Source organism: Zavarzinia marina, from assembly GCF_021568905.1.
In the GTDB taxonomy this organism is placed as follows: domain Bacteria; phylum Pseudomonadota; class Alphaproteobacteria; order Zavarziniales; family Zavarziniaceae; genus Zavarzinia; species Zavarzinia marina.
Genome location: NZ_JAKGSB010000004.1, coordinates 270,351 through 288,897, shown reverse-complemented (window position 1 = coordinate 288,897; position 18,547 = coordinate 270,351). Strand labels below are relative to the sequence as shown.

The following is an 18,547-nucleotide window of genomic DNA, read 5'->3' as shown; positions in this document are numbered from 1 at the left end:
CGCCCCGCGACAAGTGGCGCTAACGGGTGAAATCGAGACGGGACATCCCGCCGTCAAGATGCAAACACGTTTCGACCTTCGGGGTTGCGGCGATGACGCGACCCCGGCGCACGACGAAGAGACGCGGTGCGCGAAGCCGCAGGGCCTCGATCGGGTCGCGCGCTTGCAACAGCACGAGATCGCCGAAGGCACCGGGCACGAGACCATAGCCGTCGAGCCCGAGGGTACGGGCGCCGTTCCCGGTGACCGAGGCGAACATGGCGCGCATCTCGTCGACGCCGGTCATCTGTCCGACATGGAGGCCCATATGGGCGACGTCGAGCATGTCGTGACTGCCGAGGGGATACCAGGGATCCATGACGCAGTCGTGACCGCAGGCGACATTGAGGCCGGCGGCCATGAGTTCCTTCACCCGGGTCATGCCCCGGCGCTTGGGATAGCCGTCGTGGCGGCCCTGGAGCGTGATGTTGATCAGCGGATTGGCGACGACGTTCAGCGCCGCCTCGCGCATCAGGGGGATCAGCTTGGAGACGTAGTAATCGTCCATGGAATGCATGGAGGTGAGGTGGGAGCCGGTGACCCGGCCCTGAAGGCCGAGGCGCGTGGTCTCCGCCGCCAGGCTCTCGACATGGCGGGACAGGGGATCGTCCGACTCGTCGCAATGCATGTCGACCATCAGGCCGCGATCCGCCGCGATCTCGCAGAGCGCCCGGACCGAGGCGGCGCCGTCGGCCATGGTGCGCTCGAAATGGGGAATGCCGCCGACCACGTCGACGCCCTTGTCGAGGGCCCGCGCGAGGTTCTCGGCCGAACGGGCGTAGCGGAAATAGCCGTCCTGCGGGAAGGCGACCAATTGCAGGTCGAGCCAGGGCTTCATCTCGTCGCGGACCTCGAGCAGGGCATCGACCGCCAGCAGCCGGTCGTCGCAGATGTCGACATGGCTGCGGATGGCGAGCGTGCCGCGCGCGATCGCCAGGCGGCAGAAATCGAGGGCGCGGCTCTTGATCGCTTCCACGGTCAGATGGGGTTTCAGCTCGCCCCAGAGCGCGATCCCCTCGAGCAGCGTGCCCGAGAGATTGAGGCGCGGCATGCCGAGGGAGAGCGTCGAGTCCATGTGGAAATGGCTGTCGACGAAGGGCGGCGCGGCCAGGAAACCCTCGCCGTCGATCACCCGGCCCGCCTCGGCCGCGATCGCCGGCTCGACCGCCTGGATGCGGCCGCCGGCGATGGCGATATCCATGTTCGCCCGGCCGTCGGGCAGGGTGACGTTGCGGACCAGGAGATCGAAAAGCATCTCGCTACCTCGGACAGACGATAGACGACGGGCGGGCGACAGACGGGCGACGGCCCGATGGTGCGGGCGGCGCGGGGCCGCTTCAAGTGCGAAGCGCGGCGACCACCGCCTGCGCCAGGGACAGGCAGGCGGTGAGCCCCGGGCTTTCGATGCCGAACAGATTGACGAGGCCGGACAGGCCGTGCTCGGCCGGACCCTGGATCATGAAATCCGCCGGCGCCCGCCCTTTCCCCGTCAGTTTCGGGCGGATGCCGGCATAGTCGGGGTGCAGCCGGTCCGCATCCAGCCCCGGCCAATAGCGCCGGATGCCGGCGGCGAAGAGGGCGGCACGGGCCGGGTCCACCCCATAGTCGGGCATGGTCGTGCCGGGCAGGGTGCCGCCGTCCGGCCATTCGACGTCGGGGCCGAAGCGCATGCGGCCCGCGAGATCGAGGGTGACATGGATGCCGAGACCGCCGTCCACCGGGGCCGGATAGATCAGGCGCGTGAAGGCGGCGCGCCCGGCATAGGTGAAATAGCTGCCCTTCACCGGCACCAGGGGCGGCACCAGCAAGGGATCGAGGCCGTGGGTCGCCCCGGCCAGGGCCTGCGCGCCGAGGCCGGCGGCATTGACCACCAGGTCGGCATCGATCGTGCCGGGATCGGCGCCGGCGAAATGGACGCGCCAGCGCCCGCCCGCGCGCTCCAGCCGGGTGACGGACGTATTGGCGGCGAAGGCGCCGCCCGCATCCTCCACCTCACCGAGGAGGGAGAGCATCAGGCCATGGGCGTCTACGATGCCGGTCTCGGGCGAGAGGAGGGCGGCGGCGCAGGCAAGCGCGGGTTCGAGGCGCCGGGCTTCGGCGCCGTCGATCAGGCCCAGCCCTTCCACCCCATTGGCGGTGCCGAGGGCGTGGATCGCCTCGATCCGTGGGATTTCCGCCGGGTCGGTCGCGACCACCAGCTTGCCGGTGCGCCGATGGGCGATGCCGCGCTCGCGGCAATGGGCGTAGAGCAGGCGCCGGCCTTCGACGCAGTGGCGCTGGCGCAGGCTGCCGGTCGGGTAGTAGAGGCCGGCATGGACGACTTCGCTGTTGCGCGCGGAAATGCCGGTGCCGATGGCGGAGGCCGCGTCGGCGACCACCACCTCGTGTCCGGCACGGGCGAGGGCGCGGGCGGCGGCAAGGCCGATGACGCCCGCGCCGACGATCAGCGCGAGAGCCATTCGGGCACGGCCGCCGTGATGTGGCGTGCGCTGATCGGGCGCATGGGGGGCATCCGGGTTTCTCTCGCCTATGGTTCCGAAAGCCGCATTATGCCAATAGAGGCTGTAGTTTCCATCGAGGACGGGTCGGGGCCAACATGAGCGAGATGCATCATCAACCGGTACAGGTCGGCGAAAGCGGCAATGGCAAATACGGGCAGTTCGTCACCGTCGGTCGTCATGTCATGGGCGCGGACGAGCCCCCGGCCATGGGCGGCGCCGATACCGGGCCGACGCCCTTCGAACTGGTGATGGCCGGCCTCGGCGCCTGCACCACCATGACGCTGCGCATGTATGCCGAGCGCAAGGGCTGGCCGCTCGAACATGTCTCGGTCGTCGTCAGCCTGCGCCGGGTGGCGAGCGCCGACGGCAAGAGCCTGAGCGACCGCTACGACCGCGCCATCACCCTGAAGGGACCGCTGGACGCCGAACAGCGCGCGGCCCTGATCGCCGTCGCCGACCGTTGCCCGGTCAGCCGCCAGCTCAGCGCCGGCGTCGCCATCACGGCCGCCGAGGCGGGCTGATGCCGACGGCGCTGGACATCGGCGCGGGGCTGGGCCCCGATCACCCGCTGCACCAGTGCCTGTCCGACGAGATGCATGCGCGGCCGACCCTGCCGGTGACGGCACCGGCCCGCGTTCTCCATGTCGCGCGCCACGGCGCCGCCGACGCGGAAGCCGATCACGCCCATATCGCCGCCGTCTGCGCCGATCTCGGGATCGACGCGCCGCCCCCCGGTGCCCGCCAGTTCCGCTTCGCGCTCGACGGCGCATCGGTGAAATGGGAGCGCTATACCGAAAGCTGCGGCTGGACCGTCGTCGTTCCGGGCGCTGCCGTGGCGCCCGTGCCGGAGGCGGTGCGCGGCATCGTCGCCGGCGCGCCCGGCCGCAACCTCGCCGTCGTCGACATGGAAGTCCATGCCGGCGCCACCCCGGCGGAGGCGGCGGCGCTCGGCCTGTTCGATCCCTCGATGCTGGTCGCCGCCAGCCTGGGCGACGGGCGGGCGGAAGTGTGGTCCGATTTCCGCCTCGGGCCGTCGGGCGAGGTGAAGCTGATCCTGGGCCTGCGCGAGGATCTGGCGCCGCGCACCATCGGCAATCTGGTGCAGCGTTTCCTCGACATCGAGACCTACCGCATGATGGCGCTGCTGGCCCTGCCCGTGGCGCGAAAGGTCAACCAGCGGACAACCGTGCTCGACCGCCGGCTGGCGGAATTGACCGCGGCCTTCACGGCGGCCGGCACGACCCCCACGGACGAACAGGCCCTGCTCGCCGAACTGGGCGCGATCGCGGCCGAGGTCGAGGCCCTGGTCGCCGAGAGTACCTGGCGCTTCGGCGCCGCCAAGGCCTATCACGCCCTGGTCGAGGATCGCATCGCCGAGAACCGGGAGACGCCGATCGGCGGTTTCGAGACCATCGGCTATTTCATGCACCGCCGCCTGACTCCCGCCATGCGCACCTGCGAATCCGCCGCCGCCCGGCAGGAGAGCCTGTCGCAGCGCGTGGCGCGGTCGAGCCAGATCCTGCGCGCCCGGGTCGAGATCGCGCTCCAGGCCCAGAACCAGTCCCTGCTGCGCTCCATGGAACAGCGCGCCGGCCTGCAGCTTCGCCTGCAGGAGACGGTGGAGGGCCTGTCGGTCGTGGTGATCAGCTATTACGTCGTCGGCCTGATCGCCTACGTTCTGAAAGGCGCCGAAAAACTGGCGCCGGACCTCGCCCCCGCGACCCTGGCGGTGGCGGGCGTGGTGCCCCTGGTGCTGGGCGCCGTCTATGTCGCGCTGCGCCGCATGCGCCGGCGCCTGCACCTGCACCGCGAGCATGGGGCGGAGGGGTAGGCTCCCTCCCGCTGTCGTCGTCCCGGCGAAGGCCGTGACCTTCATCAGAAAAGGGCGCCTCTCTCGTCGCGAGATCCCGGCCTTCGCCGGGACGACGAGCTATTCCTTTTTACGCCCCCAGCACTTTCCAGACCGAATTGGCGGTGGCGACCAGGCGTGGGCCGATGGTGATTTCGCCGCGGACGAAGATCACCGAGCGGGCCTTGCGGGTGACCGTGGGGCGGCACACCAGGAGGTCACCGGGGCGCGCCGGCGAGAGGAATTCCGAGGTCAGGGACAGGGTCACCGCCGGGCTGCGGTCGACCGCGTCCCAGGCGGCGGAGCCGAGAGAAGCGTCGAAGAAGGTCATGATGGCGCCGCCGTGGACGATGCCGAGGCCGTTGGCATGGCGCGGTTCCGGCCGGAAGGCGAAGATGCGTTTGCCGTCTTCCCGGCGGTCGTAGAAGGCGAAGGTGACGGTGCCGCCTTCCGCTCCCGGTCCGTGATCGCCGAAGACGTCCTTCTCGAACGGATCATGGGTGGTGATCGGGGCCCAGCCGTCCGGCGCGGGCGGGATGGCGTCGGCGGTCATGCGCCCAGAATCCTTCATGCGCCCAAGACCTTCCAGATGCCGTTGGCCTGAAGGACGACATTGCCGTTACAGGTGAGCATGCCGTTGACGAAGATGAGGGAGCGGGTCTTGCGGGTGACCCGCGCTTCCCCCTCCACCACGTCGCCGGCCTTGGCGGCGGTGGCGAAATCGCAGTTCAGGGTGACGGTCGAACAGGGCCGGCGCTCGATCGCCTCCCACACCACCATGCCGAGGACGTGATCGGCGAAGGTCATCAGCATGCCGCCGTGACAGACCCCGCCCGGGTTCAGGTGCTGTTCGCCGACGGTGAAGGAGAAGGTCCAGCGGCCGTCGTCCTCGAGGTCGGTCTTCACCGGGCCGACGAGATTGAGGAAACCGGGGAGCGAAAGGATGGGATGGGGCTCGGCCATGGGTCTCCTCGAACGAAACTGACAGTTTGGTCATTTTTCTAGATCACCGGAGAGCGGCCTGGGAACTGACATTTTCGCATTGGCGCATGTGGCGGCGGGGCTGCCCTTCGCAAAAACCTGTTTCGGCGGCTTTTCGAGCGCGCTATCAAGACGCGCGCATCCAAGGGCCCGAAAGACGGCCGCCAATGTGAGGAGAGTGGAGAGCCATGAGAGAAGCCGTAATCGTCTCGACCGCCCGTACCCCGATCGCCAAGGCGTTCCGTGGTGCCTTCAACAACACCCATGGCGCGACCCTGGGCGGCCATGTCATCCAGCACGCCGTCGCCCGCGCCGGCATCGAGGGTGGCGAGATCGACGACGTCTATATGGGCGTCGGCCTGCCGGAAGGCGCCGCCGGCCACAATGTCGCGCGCAATGCCGCGATCCGCGCCGGCCTGCCGGTCACCGTCTCGGGCGCCACCCTGAACCGTTTCTGCTCCTCGGGCCTGAATGCCATTGCCCTCGCCGCCCAGCAGATCATCGCCGGCAATGCCGACATCATGGTCGGCGGCGGCCTCGAGTCCATTTCGCTGGTCCAGAACAACCTGAACGTCAACCATTTCACCGAGGAATGGCTGATGGAGCACAAGCCGTCGCTCTGGATGCCGATGCTCGACACCGCCGATCTGGTCGGCGAGCGCTACAACGTCTCGCGCGAGGTCCAGGACGAATACGCCCTGTCGTCGCAGCAGCGCACCGCCGCCGCCCAGGCCGCCGGCGCCTTCGACGCCGAGATCGTGCCGCTCAAGACCGTCATGAAGGTGATGGACAAGGCGACCGGCGCGATTTCCGACGTCGAGACCGAACTGGCCAAGGACGAGGGCAACCGCCCGTCGACCACCCTCGAGGCCCTGCAGGCGCTGCAGCCGGTGAAGGGCGGCGTGGTCACCGCCGGCAACGCCTCCCAGCTTTCCGACGGTGCCTCCGCCGCCGTGCTGATGGAAGCCAAGGAAGCCGAAAAGCGCGGTCTGGCGCCCCTCGGTATCTTCCGCGGCTTCGCCGTCGCCGGCTGCGAGCCGGACGAGATGGGCATCGGTCCCGTCTTCGCCGTGCCGAAGCTGCTGGCCCGTCACGGCCTGAAGGTCGAGGACATCGACCTCTGGGAGCTGAACGAAGCCTTCGCCGTGCAGGTCGTCTATTGCCGTGACCGTCTGGGCATCCCGATGGAGAAGCTGAACGTCTCGGGCGGCGCCATCTCGATCGGCCACCCCTACGGCATGTCGGGTGCGCGCATGACCGGCCACCTGCTGATCGAGGGCAAGCGCCGGGGCGCCAAATACGGCGTCGTCACCATGTGCGTGGGCGGTGGCATGGGCGCCGCCGGCCTGTTCGAGATCGTCTGATCCGGTCGGGGGCGGTTTCGGCCGCCCCCGTTTCGTTCGAAGGGAAGGGGCGCATGGCGGCAAGACGCGTCGGCGAAGGCTGCACGGCCCTGGTGACGGGCGCCTCCGCCGGTCTCGGCGCGGCCTTTGCCCGTTCCCTCGCCAAGCGTGGTTTCGGCCTGATCCTGACCGCGCGCCGGGCGGAGCGGCTGGAAGCCCTGGCCGGCGAGATCCGCCGTGATTTTGGTTCGGCGGTCACCGTGCTGCCGGCCGATCTGGCCGATCCCGAGGCCCCGGCGATACTGGTCGCCGCGATCGAGGCCCAGGGGCTTTCGGTCGACATGCTGGTGAACAACGCCGGTTACGGCATCCCCGAGATTTTCGAGCGCACCGACTGGGCGGCGCAGCGCGATCTGATCCAGGTGATGGTGACGTCGGTCGCCGAACTGTGCCACCGCCTGCTGCCGGCGATGCTGGCGCGGAAGCGCGGCTGGATCGTCAATGTCGCCTCCCTCGCCGTCTTCGCGCCGCCGGTGCCGGGCTCCACCCTCTATGCCGGGGTGAAGGCGTTCGACGTCCGTTTTTCCGAGTTCCTGGCGGCAGAGGTCGCGGGACGCGGCGTTCATGTGCTCGCAACCTGTCCCGGCTTCACCCGGACCGAATTCCACCAGGCCGCCGGCATGACCCAGGCGACCGACACCATCCCCGGCTGGCAATGGCAGCAGGCGGACGTGGTGGCGGAAGAGGCGGTGGCGGCGGTGCTGGCCGGGCGCGGGCCGGTCCTGGTCAACGGCACCGTCAATCGGGCGGGTGCCCTTCTCCTGAAATATCTGCCGGGCTTCGTGATCCGCGCCCTCGCCGAGCGGCACCCGCTGGCGAAACGCGCGCGTTTCGACGCCGTCGAGAAATGAGGCCGACATGCTGATGAGCGTTCCCCTGCTGGATGCGCGGGGCGATGGGCTGGACATGATGCGCTATGCGCTGTTCGTCGTCTCCCTGGTCAGTTCCGTGATCTATCTGGGGCGCACGGGCGGCGCCTGGTATCCGCTGATGCCGTGGCTGAAGGCACTGCCGGTCGGGGCGCTCGCGCTGCTGACGGCGGTCTCCCTGCCCGGCGGTTCGCTGATCGGCCTGCTGCTGGTGGCGGCGCTGGCCTTCTCCACCCTGGGCGACATCTTCCTGGCGCTGCGCGACGAGAAGAAGTGGTTCGTCTTCGGGCTGGGCGCCTTCCTGATCGCCCATCTCGCCTATATCGCCATCTTCGCCTATGTGCTGAGCCATTTCGGCCTCCGCCTCGACATGGCGCGGCTGATCGGCGTGGCCGTGGTGATCGGTGCCGCCGGCATGCTGCACGGCCAGCTCAAGGGCGGCTTCGGCGAGATGGCGGGGCCGGTCGCGCTCTATATGACGGTGATCGTGGTCATGGTCGTGGGCGCGCTTCTCCTGCCGCCGCCCTCCATGCTGGTCGTCATCGGCGCACTGCTGTTCATGGGCTCGGACGCGATGATCGCGGTGGCCAAATTCGGCAAACCCTTCGGCGGCGTGCATCACCTGATCTGGGGCACCTATTACGCCGCCCAATATCTCCTCATGGCCGGGATCCTGCAGGGCTGAGCATCAGCCCCGCCGCCAGCCGGAAGGCGAGCAGGGAGAGGCCGGCGGCGACCAGCGCCAGCAGGCCATAGGCGGCGGCCAGCGCCCTTGCGCCGCCGCTCTGGCGCGACAGGCGGACGTCGGCCGGATGGTCCGGGTCGAAATAGAGCAGCACCGTGGGGCGGCGGCCTTCGCCGGCGCTCTCGCGCAGGATCGCCAGGCGTTCCTCGCCGATCACGTCGGCCGTCGTCGTGGTGACGCTGACCGGGCCGGGGGCCATGAAACGCAGTTCGAGACGGTAGCGCCCATCCTCGTCCGCCGCGCTCTCGCGGAGCACGTCGGTCACTTCCGCCGTGGCGGCGGGCCAGTCGGGCTGGCGCCAGAGGTCGCTGGCCGCGCGCATGCCCGCCGCCGTGGCCCAGGCGGCCGCCAGGGCGAAGATCGTGACGATGAGGATTCGGGTCAGACGGCCGCGCGCAAACATGACCGCATGATCCACCCACCGCGCATCGCGGGCAACACGGGATGGCCCCGGAGGGCGCCATCCCGTGATGCCGATGGCGGATCAGAGTTTGGCGATGAAGTCTTCCACCGCCTTTCGCGCGGCGGCCGAGGCTTCCTTGCCCTCGGCGATCTCCTCCTGAAGAGTCTCGATCGCGGTTTCCTGATCGTCCAGCTTGTCGAGGTAGCGGCGGTAGATGTCGCTGTCGCGCGGCACGGCCTGGAGATTGTCGCGCAGGCGGCGCTGCTCGTCGTTCAGGTCGCGCATGCGGCCGGTCAGATCGCCGACCTTGCGGTCGGCCTCGACCTGGACCGCCTTCAGCTTGGCCAATTGCTCGAACGCCTCCCTGGTCTTGGCATCGACCGCCTCGGACGCGGCGTAATAGGCGAGCTGGCTGTCACTCAGGCCGCCGATGGCGATCGTACTGTCGACGGTGCGCTGGGCGACGATTTCGACCGTCCTGGTCTTGCCGGCCTCGAGCGCGACGGGGATGCGCCAGTAGCGGTCCGTCTCCTCGACGCCTTCGGTCGGCTGGACCAGGTCGTAGCCAGACAGTTTCGGCAGTTCGAGGACCATGCTGCGGTCCTCGCGCGGGGGCGCCGCGATCTTATAGGTGAAGACCTGCTTCTGGACGCGCGAGTAGTTGAAGACACCGCGCGCGATGCTGCCGGATTGCAGGACGGCGTCGCTGCTTTCCGAGCGATCGAGGCGGATCTTCTGGTCGAGGGCGTAGGAGATCATGCGGTCGTCGCCCGCCGGCAGCACCGACAGCCGGGCGTCGCCGACATAGCCGAAGCCGCGCTCGTCCCGCTCGTAGAGGGTGAGAATGCCGGGCGGCAGGCCCGTGTCGCCGTCATTGGTGAGGCGGACGCTGGCGAGAGGGTGCTGGGCGTGGACGCCCGGCTGATAGAGCGCGAGGCGGGATGCCATCACGTCGCGATCGACGATGGGCACCGAGAGCGAGCGCCCGGAGCTGACCGAGACCGGCTGTTCGAGGCGGAACACGACCTGGGTCAGGGCTTCGGTCGAGGCTACGGTGCCGCTGCCGCCAGCCACGATCGTTGACTCTACGTCCTTATAGGCGGCTTCCGGCATGGGGGCCGGGGCGGCCAGCACCGGCGGCGGGGGCGGCGGCACGTCGCCGAGGGCGCCGGCGGCGAGCGTGCGGGCCCGGTCGGGCCGCGAACGGTCGGCGGCACCATCCCCAAGGGCGGCACCTTCGGCCGCGACCTCATAGGCGCTGGCGCCGGTGTCGACATTGGGCAGGATCCGGCCGACGACCTCGACCGGGATTTCCTGGCGGTCGATGTAATAGGCGGTATAGAGCGCCTGGCGGAAGGTGACCGGGCTGCCGGAGACCAGGGTGAGTTCGACGTCCTTCCAGTCCTGGCCGCTCATGTTCTCGATCACGGCCCAGCCTTGGAGACGGGCGCTTTCGGCATCCGCCGCCGCCGGCATGGTCAGGCGATAGGAGGTCTTCCACAGCGGCGCCTCGGTGACATAGGCGACGCGCAGCTTGCGGCTGCCGGTGCCGTTCGTGGTGATGGTCAGGCTGCGGCGGTCGCGGGCATGGGATTCCGCCAGGATACGCAGCGCCTTGTCGACCTGGGCCTGGAGTGCCGGATCGGCGAATTTCACGGCCTCGGCATTCTCCAGCACCAGTTGCTGCAGACCTTCCGTCGTCAGCAGGGTCAGGCGATGGCGGGTGATGGTGCCGCCGCCGTTGGGCAGGGTCTGGACTTCCGGCTCGACGTTCAGGAGGCGCCCGGTCAGGATGCGGGCGCCGGTCGCGATCACGTCGCTGCCCTGAAGCGCATTGAGCAGGGCGACGGGCGACGACAGCGCCTCCGGCCCGAAGGGCAGGTCGCGGAACAATTGGTCCATGGGCTGCCGGCCCGGCAGTTCGACCCCGCCGATACCGCCCTTGTCGTCGAACACGACGAGGCTCTTCAGGATGTCGTCGACCTGATCGAGCGGCACGTCGAGGGTCAGGCTGGCGTCGCCCGCGACGGTCGCTTCATATTCGAAATAGCCGACGCCGCCGGTCGACAGCATGACCCGTTCGAGCTGCAGGTCGGCGGCAAGGGCCAGATGGCTGACGCCGAGGCCGAGGCCGACGACGGCCAGCCCGACGGCGAGGCGATTCCGCATTATTGTCTCCCCCCAAAGGATTCAGATCGGGATGTTTGACAGGTGACGCATGATTCGGCCGGAATCGGGCCGGTCCGGATCCCGGCCATCCCGACTCAGGCCATCCCGACTCAGGCCGGCCCGCCATGGTTGGTTCGGGCCATGGCCAAATCAGGACCGAACGATGACCGTCCGGTGATGATGATGCAACGGGAAGGAGGCGGCGGCTGTGAGCAGGCTCACTGATTTCCAGGCCGGGCGCGCGCCGGACGGCGCCGGGCGCATGATCGGCGAGATCCGCCGCCAGGATCCGCGCTGGCTGGAAGCCCGCCACGACTTCATCCAATGGCTGTTTCCCGTGCCCGAGACGAGCCGCGCCAATGACGACGCCCCCCTTCTGACGCCGGCGGACGCGGCCGAGATCGGGGCCGACGAGGCGCTGCGGGGCTCGCTCCTCGCCTCTCTCGACACGATGATGGGGTTCTACGGCATCGCGCGGCGCGGTACCGTCTTTCGGCGCGGCGACGGCTTTCCCGGCGCTTTCGACGGCTGGCTCGGGGCCGCCGACCACAACCACCTGCGCCTGACCCGGATCCTGCGCTGCCTGTCGCTGTGCGGCCTCGAAGCGGAGGCGGCGGGGCTGCGCGCCCTGCTGTTCGAGATCGCCGGAGCGGAGGCGCGGGGCCAGTGGGATATCTGCCTGAGGTTCTGGCGCGATGCGGGGTCGCGGCCAGGCGGATGGCAAGACGGTGCTTGATCTGGCGTACGGTGGTGTCATAATCGACTTATCAACTATCGGTAGGTATTGGAATGCCCGACAGCCCCGGCGGCGCCTGGAATGGGACGGAAGACGATCCGGCGTTCGCGCGCTTCCGCGCCGCCGCGGATTGTGTCGCCAATGCCTTCGGCGACGGCGCGCTCCGTCACCTGCTGGAGGAGGAGTGGCGCCAGGCGACCCAGCGGGGCGGCAACCGCCGGCCGTTGCCGATCGCCGATCTCGAAGCCATGCTGATCTTCATCGTGGAACGCATCCGCCGCGATCATGGCGTTTCGGCCCTCAATCGACTCTTGGATGACGCGCGGGTACTTGGCGAAATCCGCGAAGCGGTGGACAATCGGCGCGGGCATTGAACGCGCGGGGCAGGGTTTGAACCGTTTCCTCGACATGGTCGACAGCATCGGCGCGGCCGAGACCGCCGAAAGCTGCTTCGACGTGGTGACACGTTTCGCCACGGACCATGGCTTCGTTCATGGCGCCTGCATGGAGGTGCCGCGCGGCACCCAGATGCCGGACCAGGCCCTGATGATGGTGCGCATGCCCGAAGCCTGGGTGGAGCATTACATCGCCAACGACTTCGCCCTGGTCGATCCCGTGTTCCGCCGTGCCGCGACCGAATTGAACCCCTTCACCTGGGCCAATGCGGCGCGCGGCGTGCGCCCCGCCGGGCGCCGCGTGATGCAGGAGGCGCGGGCCTTCGGCCTGCACACCGGCCTGACCATTCCGATCCACGGCCCCAAGGGTTATCGGGCGGAAGTGACCTTCGCCGGCGGCCAGGTGGACGACGATCCCCGCCTCATCCACAAGCTGCGCTATCTGGGGCTCGGGCTGCACGACAGGCTCCTCGCGCTTTCGGGGCGCGGCCTCGGGGAAGAAGTGCCGAAACTGACCCCGCGCGAGCACGAATGCCTGCACTGGGTCGCCGCCGGCAAGTCGGACTGGGCGATCAGCCAGATCCTGAGCATCAGCGAGACCACGGTCCATTGGCATGTGGAAGGCGCCAAGCGCAAGTTCAGCGCCTCCACACGCATGCAACTGGTGGTGACGGCGATCCGCCTCGGCCTGATCCAGCCCTGAGGCGGCGTTCCCTCAGGCGGCTCTGGCGCCGGCGAAGCGCAGCGACAGTACCGGGTCCGGCACCCCGCGCTGGAGACGCACCGTATCGAGCGCGTGCGTGTCGATGGGCATGGTCACGGCGACCACGCCGCCACCGGCGATCCGCCGCTCCGGCCCCAGCGGATTCAGGTGCCAGTCGGCGACGCGCGCCATGTCCACCATGCGCCGGTCCATGACGGCGGTGATGAAGTCCAGTTCGCGCAGCATGGCGTATTCGATCATGCCGCAGGTCAGCGCGCCCCAGATCATGCCGTTCGGATCCTTGCGCCGGGCCTTCCGCGAGATGCAGGAGCGGCTGCTCTCGAAGATCGCCGGGCCGCGCGGCACCGGCCCGCTGCACAATTCGGGAAAGACGTCGCCCAGCACATGGGGCAGGACCGACGGGATGAGGCGCATGGACCCCGCGACCGCCCCGTCCTCGTCGCGGTAGACCAGATAGATCGTGCGGGCGGTATCGAATTGATCCGTCTCGCGGCCGTTGCGGGCCAGCGGCAGGTCCCAGCCCATCTCCTCGACGAAGACCTGATGACGCAGGCGGAACATGGCCTCGAGCGTGTCCTGGTGATGCATACGGTTCCAGGGACCGATGACGTCGATCATTATCGCCTCCATGGTTGTGGCGATAAATTGAACAACGTTTGGTTATCTCATGGCGCCTGTCTGATCAGAGGGGATTGTGTAAAAAATGGCATCTCAACTGTTGAGGCGGCGCCCGGCGCCATAGCCGGCGATGGCTTCGACGAGGTCGGCCACGGCATGGCGGGTCGCGGTGGAGGGCACGCCGCCGAAGGCCGCGACGATGCGGCTGGCGAGTTGCGACAATTGGTTGGTCTCGTCGATCGAATTGGCGGCCGCCCCGACGGTGAGGGCGAATTCGACCAGGCGGCCCAGCAATTCGGGATCGATCGCGGCAAGCAGGCGCGCCATTTCCCGGAGATCGGCGGTCGCGCCGCCGCTTTCGATCGCCTCGACGCGGGTCGGACAGATGTCGGCGCCGTCGGCGAGCGCGCTCAGCGAGAGACCGCGCACGACCCGCAGGCCGCGCAGCCAGGCCCCGATTTCCCGATCGAGGGAAGGCGCCGAAATCGAGCTGTTCACGGTCATTTTTCGAGCGCTCCCGTCGCTTCAGTCCTGTCTTTCGATGCTGACGGCAGGGGCGGATCAGGGCACCCCTCTGACCAGAGGGGGTTTTGTCGAACTGCGCCCGGGGTGCGCCCGGATTTGCGAGTAGTTCTGCGTCGAATTCCATAAAACCGAAGCGCAAATCCCGGAAATCCGCCCGTTTCGGACCCCGGATCGGGCGCCACCGGCAAAGCCGAACACGAATTCACAACCCGTCCGGGCTTCTGCACCCTTGGTTCAGAAAAAGCGCGGCGGGGCGCGGGGCGAAGAGGAAGGCCCCTCCCGCCGCCGAAAAACAGGGGGGAAACGGATGCGTGCGGCAGCGGCTGCCTTCATCGGCGTCATTTCGTGTCTGACCGCGACGGCGGCGACGGCCAAGGTCACACCGGAACAGGCGGCGCGCCTGGACGGCGACCTGACCCCCATGGGGGCCGAACGCGCGGGCAATGCGGCGGGCACCATCCCGCCCTGGGAGGGCGGCGTGACCAGGCCGCCGGCGACCTATCGCCCGGGCATGCACTATCCGACGCCGTTTCCCGAGGACAAGCCGCTGTTCACCATCACCGGCCAGAACGCGGCGCAATATCAGGCGAACCTGACCCCGGGCCAGATGGCCTTGCTGAAGCTCTATCCGACCTATGTCCTGCCGGTCTACCAGAGCCGGCGGAGCTGCGCCCTGCCGGAACGGCTCTACGAAGGCAACCGCAGGAACGCCCTGACGGCGACCATGACCGAGGATCAGAACGGGCTGAACGACGCCCTTCTCGGCAATCCGTTCCCCATTCCCAATTCCGGCGTCGAGGCGATCTGGAATCATCGGCTGCGCTATCGCGGCTTCAAGGTGAAGCGCTATTTCGCGGCGGCGCTGGTCGCGCGCGACGGCTCCTACGAACTGGTGCGCGGCCACGACCAGGGCATCGCCCATTACAACGGCCCCGGCATCAATCAGATCGGCGACGTCAGCGACATCGGGCAATTGAACAACATCGCCATCTCCTATCTGAACTTCATCACCTATCCGCCGAAGTCGGCGGGCACCATCGTCCTCGTGCTCGACACGATCAACGCCAAGGAACTGCCGCGCCAGGCCTGGGTCTACAACCCCGGCACGCGGCGCCTGCTGCGCGCGCCCGAGATCGCCTATGACAATCCGGCGCCGCAGACCGACGGCCTCGCCCCCGCCGATACGTTCGACATGTACAACGGCGCCACCGACCGCTACCGCTTCGAGCTGCAGGGCAAGCGCGAGATCTACATGGGTTACAACAATTATGAGATCGCGGACGAGAAATATTCCTACAAGGACATTCTGACCCCGAACCACATGCGCCAGGACTTGATGCGTTACGAGCTGCACCGGGCCTGGGTGGTCGATTCGAAGCTGAAGGAAGGCTCGCGCCACGTCTACGGCCGCCGCACCTTCTATCTCGACGAGGACAGCTGGAACATCACCCTGGTCGACGTCTACGATACGCGCGGCGTCCTGTGGCGGGTGCAGGACGGGCCGCTGTCGAACGCCTATGACGTGCCGCTCTGCTCCTCGGTGGCGGAAATCGCCCACGACCTGCAATCCGGCAAATATCTGACCTTCGGCATGAAGAACGAAGAGAAGATGTTCGAGTTCGACGCCGATCTCGACGCTTCCGAATTCACGCCGCAGGCCGTGCGCCGCATGGGCTCGCAGTAGCGAAAGGGGACGGGCAATGGCGGCGAAATTTCGCGGGCCGGCGGCTTATGGCGCCGGCGCCGTCCTCCTCATGGCGACTTCGGCCGCGGCCTATGATTTCGAGATCGGCGACGAGGTCACGGGTTCGGTCATCACCACGCTCGCGGTCGGTGCCCAGATGCGCATGGCCGACCGCGATCCCCGTAACGTCGGCTATTACAACGGCGGGGTCTATACGCCGGCCGACGCGGACGACGGCAACCTGAATTTCGACAAATACGACATCGTCAGCCAGATCACCTCGGTGCGCAGCGAATTGCGCCTGCGCTGGCGGGACTGGTTCGCCACGGTGAGCGGCGAAGCCTTCGTCGACAGCGTCGCGCTCGACAATCATCTGGCGGAGAACGGCCCGGCGGAACGGCCCTATCGCGGGCGCTATTCCCCCTCGGCCCAGGATGCGGCGGCCTGGGACGCGCAATTCCGGGAATATTACGTCGGCACCAATGTCGATCTGTTCGACAACAATCTCAGCATCAAGATCGGCAATCAGATCCTGAACTGGGGCGAGGCGCTGTTCACCCTGAACGGCATTTCCGTGATCAATCCGATCGACGTGAACAAGATCCTGACGCCGGGGGCCGAACTGAAGGACGCGCTGATCCCGGTGCCGCTGATCAAGCTCGGCTACGAGCTGATGGACGGGCCGTCGTTCGAGGTCTTCTATCAGTTCGACTTCGAGCCCCTGCTGCTGCCGGTCTGCGGCTCCTTCCTCGCCTTCAACGACAATGTCTGCCAGGGCGCCAAGGGCACCTCGGTGTTCACCGATTACGGCGACACGCGCTCCTATACGGTCGGGCGGGACGATGCGGCCGATTACGACAATCCGCCGCCGCCCTGGGGCACCGGACCGCAGGCGCTGTCGACCTCCATTCCGCTGCATCAGATCGACGATCCGGACGGCGGCGACTGGGGCGCCTCGATCCGCTATTTCTCGCCCGACCTGAACAATACGGAGTTCCAGTTCTATTACGTGAATTACCGCAGCCGGCTGCCCTCGATCTATTTCCAGGCGCCCGAAACCTATGCGGCGGGGACCGGCCAGGCGGACCTGACGACGGCGGCGCCCGGGGCGCTCGGCTCCGCCGTGGCCCTGCTCGGGCTCGAGGACCAGCAGGCGCTGACCTCCCTGGTGCAGGGCCTCGTGCCGGGGGTGCAATTCGGCGGCGATCTGGTCTCCGATCTCATCGGGGCCCCGGTCGGGGGCGCCCTGTCGGCCCTGATCCAGCCGCCCCTCGGCACCCTGCCGCGCAGCACCGTGTTCGAGAACATGGACGACAGCGCCTTCTATCAATATTACCCGGACGACATCCAGATGCTGGGCTTCGCCTTCAGCACGACGGAAAACTGGTCGGGCATCGCCATCAACGGCGAGATTTCGTGGAAGCACGACGTGCCCGTGCTGATGTCGGCGCCGGCCTTCTTCGCCAAGGCGATCAACCAGATGGGCGGCATTCCGATCGACCAGGGCGCCTACGGCGCCAACCTGCCGATCGGGCCGGCCAGCATCGGTGGTCAGCAGATCACGCCCGAGCCGATCTACGTGAAGAACTTCGGCATCGCCCCCATCGCCGACGGCCCGGCGGGCGAGACCTTCGACGACCAATATGGCCCGGGCCGGGTGATCCGGGCCGACCGCCGCCACGACGTCTGGCAGGCGGCACTGCGCCTGACCAAGATCTTCGGTGGCACCGATCTGCCCAGCATGCTGACCGGTGCCACCTCCGTGATTGCACTGGTCGAATTCGGCGCCCTGCACGTCGATCTGGAGAAGGGCTATCCCTATGGCGCCTACGGGCAGAACGGCTTCAGCGAATTCTACAGCCGGTCGCTCGGCTTCGGCGGCGCCGTGCAGATCTCGCCGCCGGAGCCGGTGACGGCGCTGGGCGATCCGTTCTGGGAAACCGGCAAGACGCCGACCCAATGGTCCGGCGGCGTGCAGGGCCTGTTCATCCTCGACTATCCGGATCTCATCCCGGGGGTGAAGCTGACGCCTTCCGTGGCATTCCAGACCGGTCTCTTCGGCATCACGCCGGCGCCGCTGCCGGGCTTCACCAAGGGCATGACGTCGCTGCTGTTCGGGGTTCGGGCGGATTTCACCCAGCAATTCGCCGTGACGGTGAACTACTTCAAGTCCTTCGGGGCGGGCGGCGGGCCCAACGGCTCGCGCAATCCCTTCATCGACCGTGACTTCATCGGTATCGCCGCCACCTATCAGTTCTAGGCGGCGGCGGGGGCGGCGGTCTCGTTGCCGAGCAGGATACGGGCGATGAAATCGGCGATGGTACGTTCCACGTCCCGCCGGTCGAGATGGGGCGGGCAGTGGAGCACGGATTCGATGATCGAGGCGCGCGACATCACCATCAGGACATAGGAGGCCGCCGCCGGCCGCGCGAAATGCAGCCGGTCGCGGAACGACGCCTGGGATTGCGCCGCCATCAGCACCAATTGCTGCGGCAGGACGGCGACCGCCGGGATCTGGAAGGCATAGGGGATGACTTCGAGGATGAGGCGAACCTTGACCCGGTTGCGGTCCACCACCTCGAACAGGGCCTTGACCATGGATAGCGCCGCTTCCGACAGCTCGAGGCGGGCGGTGCCGGCCAGCAGTTCGGCCACTTCCGCCACCATGGTCTCGACCCATTGGGTGACGACACGGGCGACGATCGATTCCTTGTTGGGGAAATACTGGTAGAGCGAACCGATGCCGACCCCCGCCCGTTCGGCGATCCGATTGGTGGTGACGCTTTCATAAGGCAGCGCGCACAGCAATTCGTCCGCCGCGGTCACCATGGCATCCACCGTCACCTGCGCGCGGCGCTGGCGCGGCTGCTTCTTCATCGCGATGTCGACACCCCGGCTCATTCTCC

Annotated in this window: 19 protein-coding genes; 10 read left to right on the top strand and 9 right to left on the bottom strand. The window is 67.9% G+C overall.

Annotated features, from left to right (window positions below; all coding sequences use genetic code 11):
- Positions 1–19: 19 nt before the first annotated feature.
- Both L2U69_RS12710 and L2U69_RS12705 read right to left on the bottom strand, forming a co-directional pair.
- Positions 20–1,294, bottom strand: a complete 1,275-nt coding sequence (locus L2U69_RS12710) for an amidohydrolase family protein (RefSeq protein ID WP_236107439.1) — start codon at positions 1,292–1,294, stop codon at positions 20–22.
- A gap of 82 nt (positions 1,295–1,376) precedes the next feature.
- Positions 1,377–2,498: an NAD(P)/FAD-dependent oxidoreductase gene (locus L2U69_RS12705; protein WP_236107437.1), complete on the bottom strand. Its 1,122-nt coding sequence runs from the start codon at positions 2,496–2,498 to the stop codon at positions 1,377–1,379.
- 137 nt (positions 2,499–2,635) lie between these two features.
- On the opposite strand from L2U69_RS12705, the gene L2U69_RS12700 reads away from it, so the two are divergent.
- Both L2U69_RS12700 and L2U69_RS12695 read left to right on the top strand, forming a co-directional pair.
- Complete coding sequence (locus tag L2U69_RS12700) at positions 2,636–3,061, top strand: OsmC family protein (RefSeq protein WP_236107435.1); 426 nt, start codon at positions 2,636–2,638, stop codon at positions 3,059–3,061.
- Positions 3,061–4,371 carry a DUF3422 domain-containing protein gene (locus L2U69_RS12695; RefSeq protein WP_236107433.1) on the top strand — a complete coding sequence of 437 codons (1,311 nt, stop codon included), beginning with the start codon at positions 3,061–3,063 and terminating at the stop codon, positions 4,369–4,371. The genes L2U69_RS12700 and L2U69_RS12695 overlap by 1 nt, the downstream gene beginning before the upstream one ends.
- Before the next feature lie 109 nt (positions 4,372–4,480).
- On the opposite strand, the gene L2U69_RS12690 is transcribed toward L2U69_RS12695, so the two are convergent.
- Positions 4,481–4,942: a PaaI family thioesterase gene (locus L2U69_RS12690; RefSeq protein WP_236107431.1), complete on the bottom strand. Its 462-nt coding sequence runs from the start codon at positions 4,940–4,942 to the stop codon at positions 4,481–4,483.
- Between the two features lie 14 nt (positions 4,943–4,956).
- Entirely contained in the window at positions 4,957–5,352 is a 396-nt protein-coding gene (locus tag L2U69_RS12685) for a PaaI family thioesterase (RefSeq protein ID WP_236107430.1), read from the bottom strand.
- Positions 5,353–5,558: 206 nt separating this feature from the next.
- Here L2U69_RS12685 and L2U69_RS12680 point away from each other — a divergent pair, with 206 nt between their 5' ends.
- The 3 genes from L2U69_RS12680 to L2U69_RS12670 are packed head-to-tail and all read left to right on the top strand — an operon-like array spanning position 5,559 to position 8,327.
- On the top strand, positions 5,559–6,734 hold the full coding sequence (locus L2U69_RS12680; RefSeq protein ID WP_236107429.1) for an acetyl-CoA C-acyltransferase: 1,176 nt from the start codon (positions 5,559–5,561) through the stop codon (positions 6,732–6,734).
- 53 nt (positions 6,735–6,787) lie between these two features.
- Positions 6,788–7,624 carry an SDR family NAD(P)-dependent oxidoreductase gene (locus L2U69_RS12675; RefSeq protein WP_236107428.1) on the top strand — a complete coding sequence of 279 codons (837 nt, stop codon included), beginning with the start codon at positions 6,788–6,790 and terminating at the stop codon, positions 7,622–7,624.
- Positions 7,625–7,631: 7 nt separating this feature from the next.
- On the top strand, positions 7,632–8,327 hold the full coding sequence (locus L2U69_RS12670) for a lysoplasmalogenase (RefSeq protein ID WP_236107427.1): 696 nt from the start codon (positions 7,632–7,634) through the stop codon (positions 8,325–8,327).
- Here L2U69_RS12670 and L2U69_RS12665 read toward each other — a convergent pair.
- Entirely contained in the window at positions 8,302–8,790 is a 489-nt protein-coding gene (locus L2U69_RS12665; protein WP_236107426.1) for a DUF3592 domain-containing protein, read from the bottom strand. The two genes, L2U69_RS12670 and L2U69_RS12665, sit on opposite strands and share 26 nt — an antisense overlap.
- 81 nt (positions 8,791–8,871) lie before the next feature.
- Positions 8,872–10,959 (bottom strand): DUF4139 domain-containing protein, encoded by a 2,088-nt coding sequence (locus L2U69_RS12660; protein ID WP_236107425.1) that lies wholly within the window; start codon positions 10,957–10,959, stop codon positions 8,872–8,874.
- 208 nt (positions 10,960–11,167) lie between these two features.
- Here L2U69_RS12660 and L2U69_RS12655 point away from each other — a divergent pair, with 208 nt between their 5' ends.
- The 3 genes from L2U69_RS12655 to L2U69_RS12645 are packed head-to-tail and all read left to right on the top strand — an operon-like array spanning position 11,168 to position 12,793.
- Positions 11,168–11,695 carry an opioid growth factor receptor-related protein gene (locus tag L2U69_RS12655; protein ID WP_236107424.1) on the top strand — a complete coding sequence of 176 codons (528 nt, stop codon included), beginning with the start codon at positions 11,168–11,170 and terminating at the stop codon, positions 11,693–11,695.
- A 53-nt stretch (positions 11,696–11,748) separates the two neighbouring features.
- Positions 11,749–12,069: a hypothetical protein gene (locus tag L2U69_RS12650; protein WP_236107423.1), complete on the top strand. Its 321-nt coding sequence runs from the start codon at positions 11,749–11,751 to the stop codon at positions 12,067–12,069.
- 16 nt (positions 12,070–12,085) lie between these two features.
- Positions 12,086–12,793 (top strand): helix-turn-helix transcriptional regulator, encoded by a 708-nt coding sequence (locus L2U69_RS12645; protein WP_236107422.1) that lies wholly within the window; start codon positions 12,086–12,088, stop codon positions 12,791–12,793.
- 12 nt (positions 12,794–12,805) lie between these two features.
- Here L2U69_RS12645 and L2U69_RS12640 read toward each other — a convergent pair whose 3' ends face one another.
- Entirely contained in the window at positions 12,806–13,432 is a 627-nt protein-coding gene (locus L2U69_RS12640; protein WP_236107420.1) for an acyl-homoserine-lactone synthase, read from the bottom strand.
- 93 nt (positions 13,433–13,525) lie between these two features.
- Positions 13,526–13,936 carry a helix-turn-helix domain-containing protein gene (locus tag L2U69_RS12635; RefSeq protein WP_236107418.1) on the bottom strand — a complete coding sequence of 137 codons (411 nt, stop codon included), beginning with the start codon at positions 13,934–13,936 and terminating at the stop codon, positions 13,526–13,528.
- A 328-nt stretch (positions 13,937–14,264) separates the two neighbouring features.
- Between L2U69_RS12635 and L2U69_RS12630 the strand changes: the two genes are divergently transcribed.
- Together L2U69_RS12630 and L2U69_RS12625 are read left to right on the top strand one after the other, a co-directional pair.
- On the top strand, positions 14,265–15,641 hold the full coding sequence (locus L2U69_RS12630; protein ID WP_236107416.1) for a DUF1329 domain-containing protein: 1,377 nt from the start codon (positions 14,265–14,267) through the stop codon (positions 15,639–15,641).
- Positions 15,642–15,657: 16 nt separating this feature from the next.
- Positions 15,658–17,901: a DUF1302 domain-containing protein gene (locus L2U69_RS12625; RefSeq protein ID WP_236107414.1), complete on the top strand. Its 2,244-nt coding sequence runs from the start codon at positions 15,658–15,660 to the stop codon at positions 17,899–17,901.
- Here the strand turns inward: L2U69_RS12625 and L2U69_RS12620 are convergent.
- Positions 17,898–18,542, bottom strand: a complete 645-nt coding sequence (locus tag L2U69_RS12620) for a TetR/AcrR family transcriptional regulator (RefSeq protein WP_236107412.1) — start codon at positions 18,540–18,542, stop codon at positions 17,898–17,900. The two genes, L2U69_RS12625 and L2U69_RS12620, sit on opposite strands and share 4 nt — an antisense overlap.
- Between the last annotated feature and the right edge of the window lie 5 nt (positions 18,543–18,547).

Bases quoted from the DNA above. Each gene is read 5' to 3' on its own strand.
- L2U69_RS12635 (WP_236107418.1), bottom strand. From the start codon at position 13,936: ATGACCGTGAACAGCTCGATTTCGGCGCCTTCCCTCGATCGGGAAATC.
- L2U69_RS12665 (WP_236107426.1), bottom strand. From the start codon at position 8,790: ATGTTTGCGCGCGGCCGTCTGACCCGAATCCTCATCGTCACGATCTTC.
- L2U69_RS12710 (WP_236107439.1), bottom strand. From the start codon at position 1,294: ATGCTTTTCGATCTCCTGGTCCGCAACGTCACCCTGCCCGACGGCCGG.
- L2U69_RS12690 (WP_236107431.1), bottom strand. From the start codon at position 4,942: ATGACCGCCGACGCCATCCCGCCCGCGCCGGACGGCTGGGCCCCGATC.
- L2U69_RS12625 (WP_236107414.1), top strand. From the start codon at position 15,658: ATGGCGGCGAAATTTCGCGGGCCGGCGGCTTATGGCGCCGGCGCCGTC.
- L2U69_RS12650 (WP_236107423.1), top strand. From the start codon at position 11,749: ATGCCCGACAGCCCCGGCGGCGCCTGGAATGGGACGGAAGACGATCCG.
- L2U69_RS12630 (WP_236107416.1), top strand. From the start codon at position 14,265: ATGCGTGCGGCAGCGGCTGCCTTCATCGGCGTCATTTCGTGTCTGACC.
- L2U69_RS12675 (WP_236107428.1), top strand. From the start codon at position 6,788: ATGGCGGCAAGACGCGTCGGCGAAGGCTGCACGGCCCTGGTGACGGGC.
- L2U69_RS12680 (WP_236107429.1), top strand. From the start codon at position 5,559: ATGAGAGAAGCCGTAATCGTCTCGACCGCCCGTACCCCGATCGCCAAG.
- L2U69_RS12640 (WP_236107420.1), bottom strand. From the start codon at position 13,432: ATGATCGACGTCATCGGTCCCTGGAACCGTATGCATCACCAGGACACG.
- L2U69_RS12660 (WP_236107425.1), bottom strand. From the start codon at position 10,959: ATGCGGAATCGCCTCGCCGTCGGGCTGGCCGTCGTCGGCCTCGGCCTC.
- L2U69_RS12700 (WP_236107435.1), top strand. From the start codon at position 2,636: ATGAGCGAGATGCATCATCAACCGGTACAGGTCGGCGAAAGCGGCAAT.
- L2U69_RS12670 (WP_236107427.1), top strand. From the start codon at position 7,632: ATGCTGATGAGCGTTCCCCTGCTGGATGCGCGGGGCGATGGGCTGGAC.
- L2U69_RS12705 (WP_236107437.1), bottom strand. From the start codon at position 2,498: ATGGCTCTCGCGCTGATCGTCGGCGCGGGCGTCATCGGCCTTGCCGCC.
- L2U69_RS12620 (WP_236107412.1), bottom strand. From the start codon at position 18,542: ATGAGCCGGGGTGTCGACATCGCGATGAAGAAGCAGCCGCGCCAGCGC.
- L2U69_RS12695 (WP_236107433.1), top strand. From the start codon at position 3,061: ATGCCGACGGCGCTGGACATCGGCGCGGGGCTGGGCCCCGATCACCCG.
- L2U69_RS12685 (WP_236107430.1), bottom strand. From the start codon at position 5,352: ATGGCCGAGCCCCATCCCATCCTTTCGCTCCCCGGTTTCCTCAATCTC.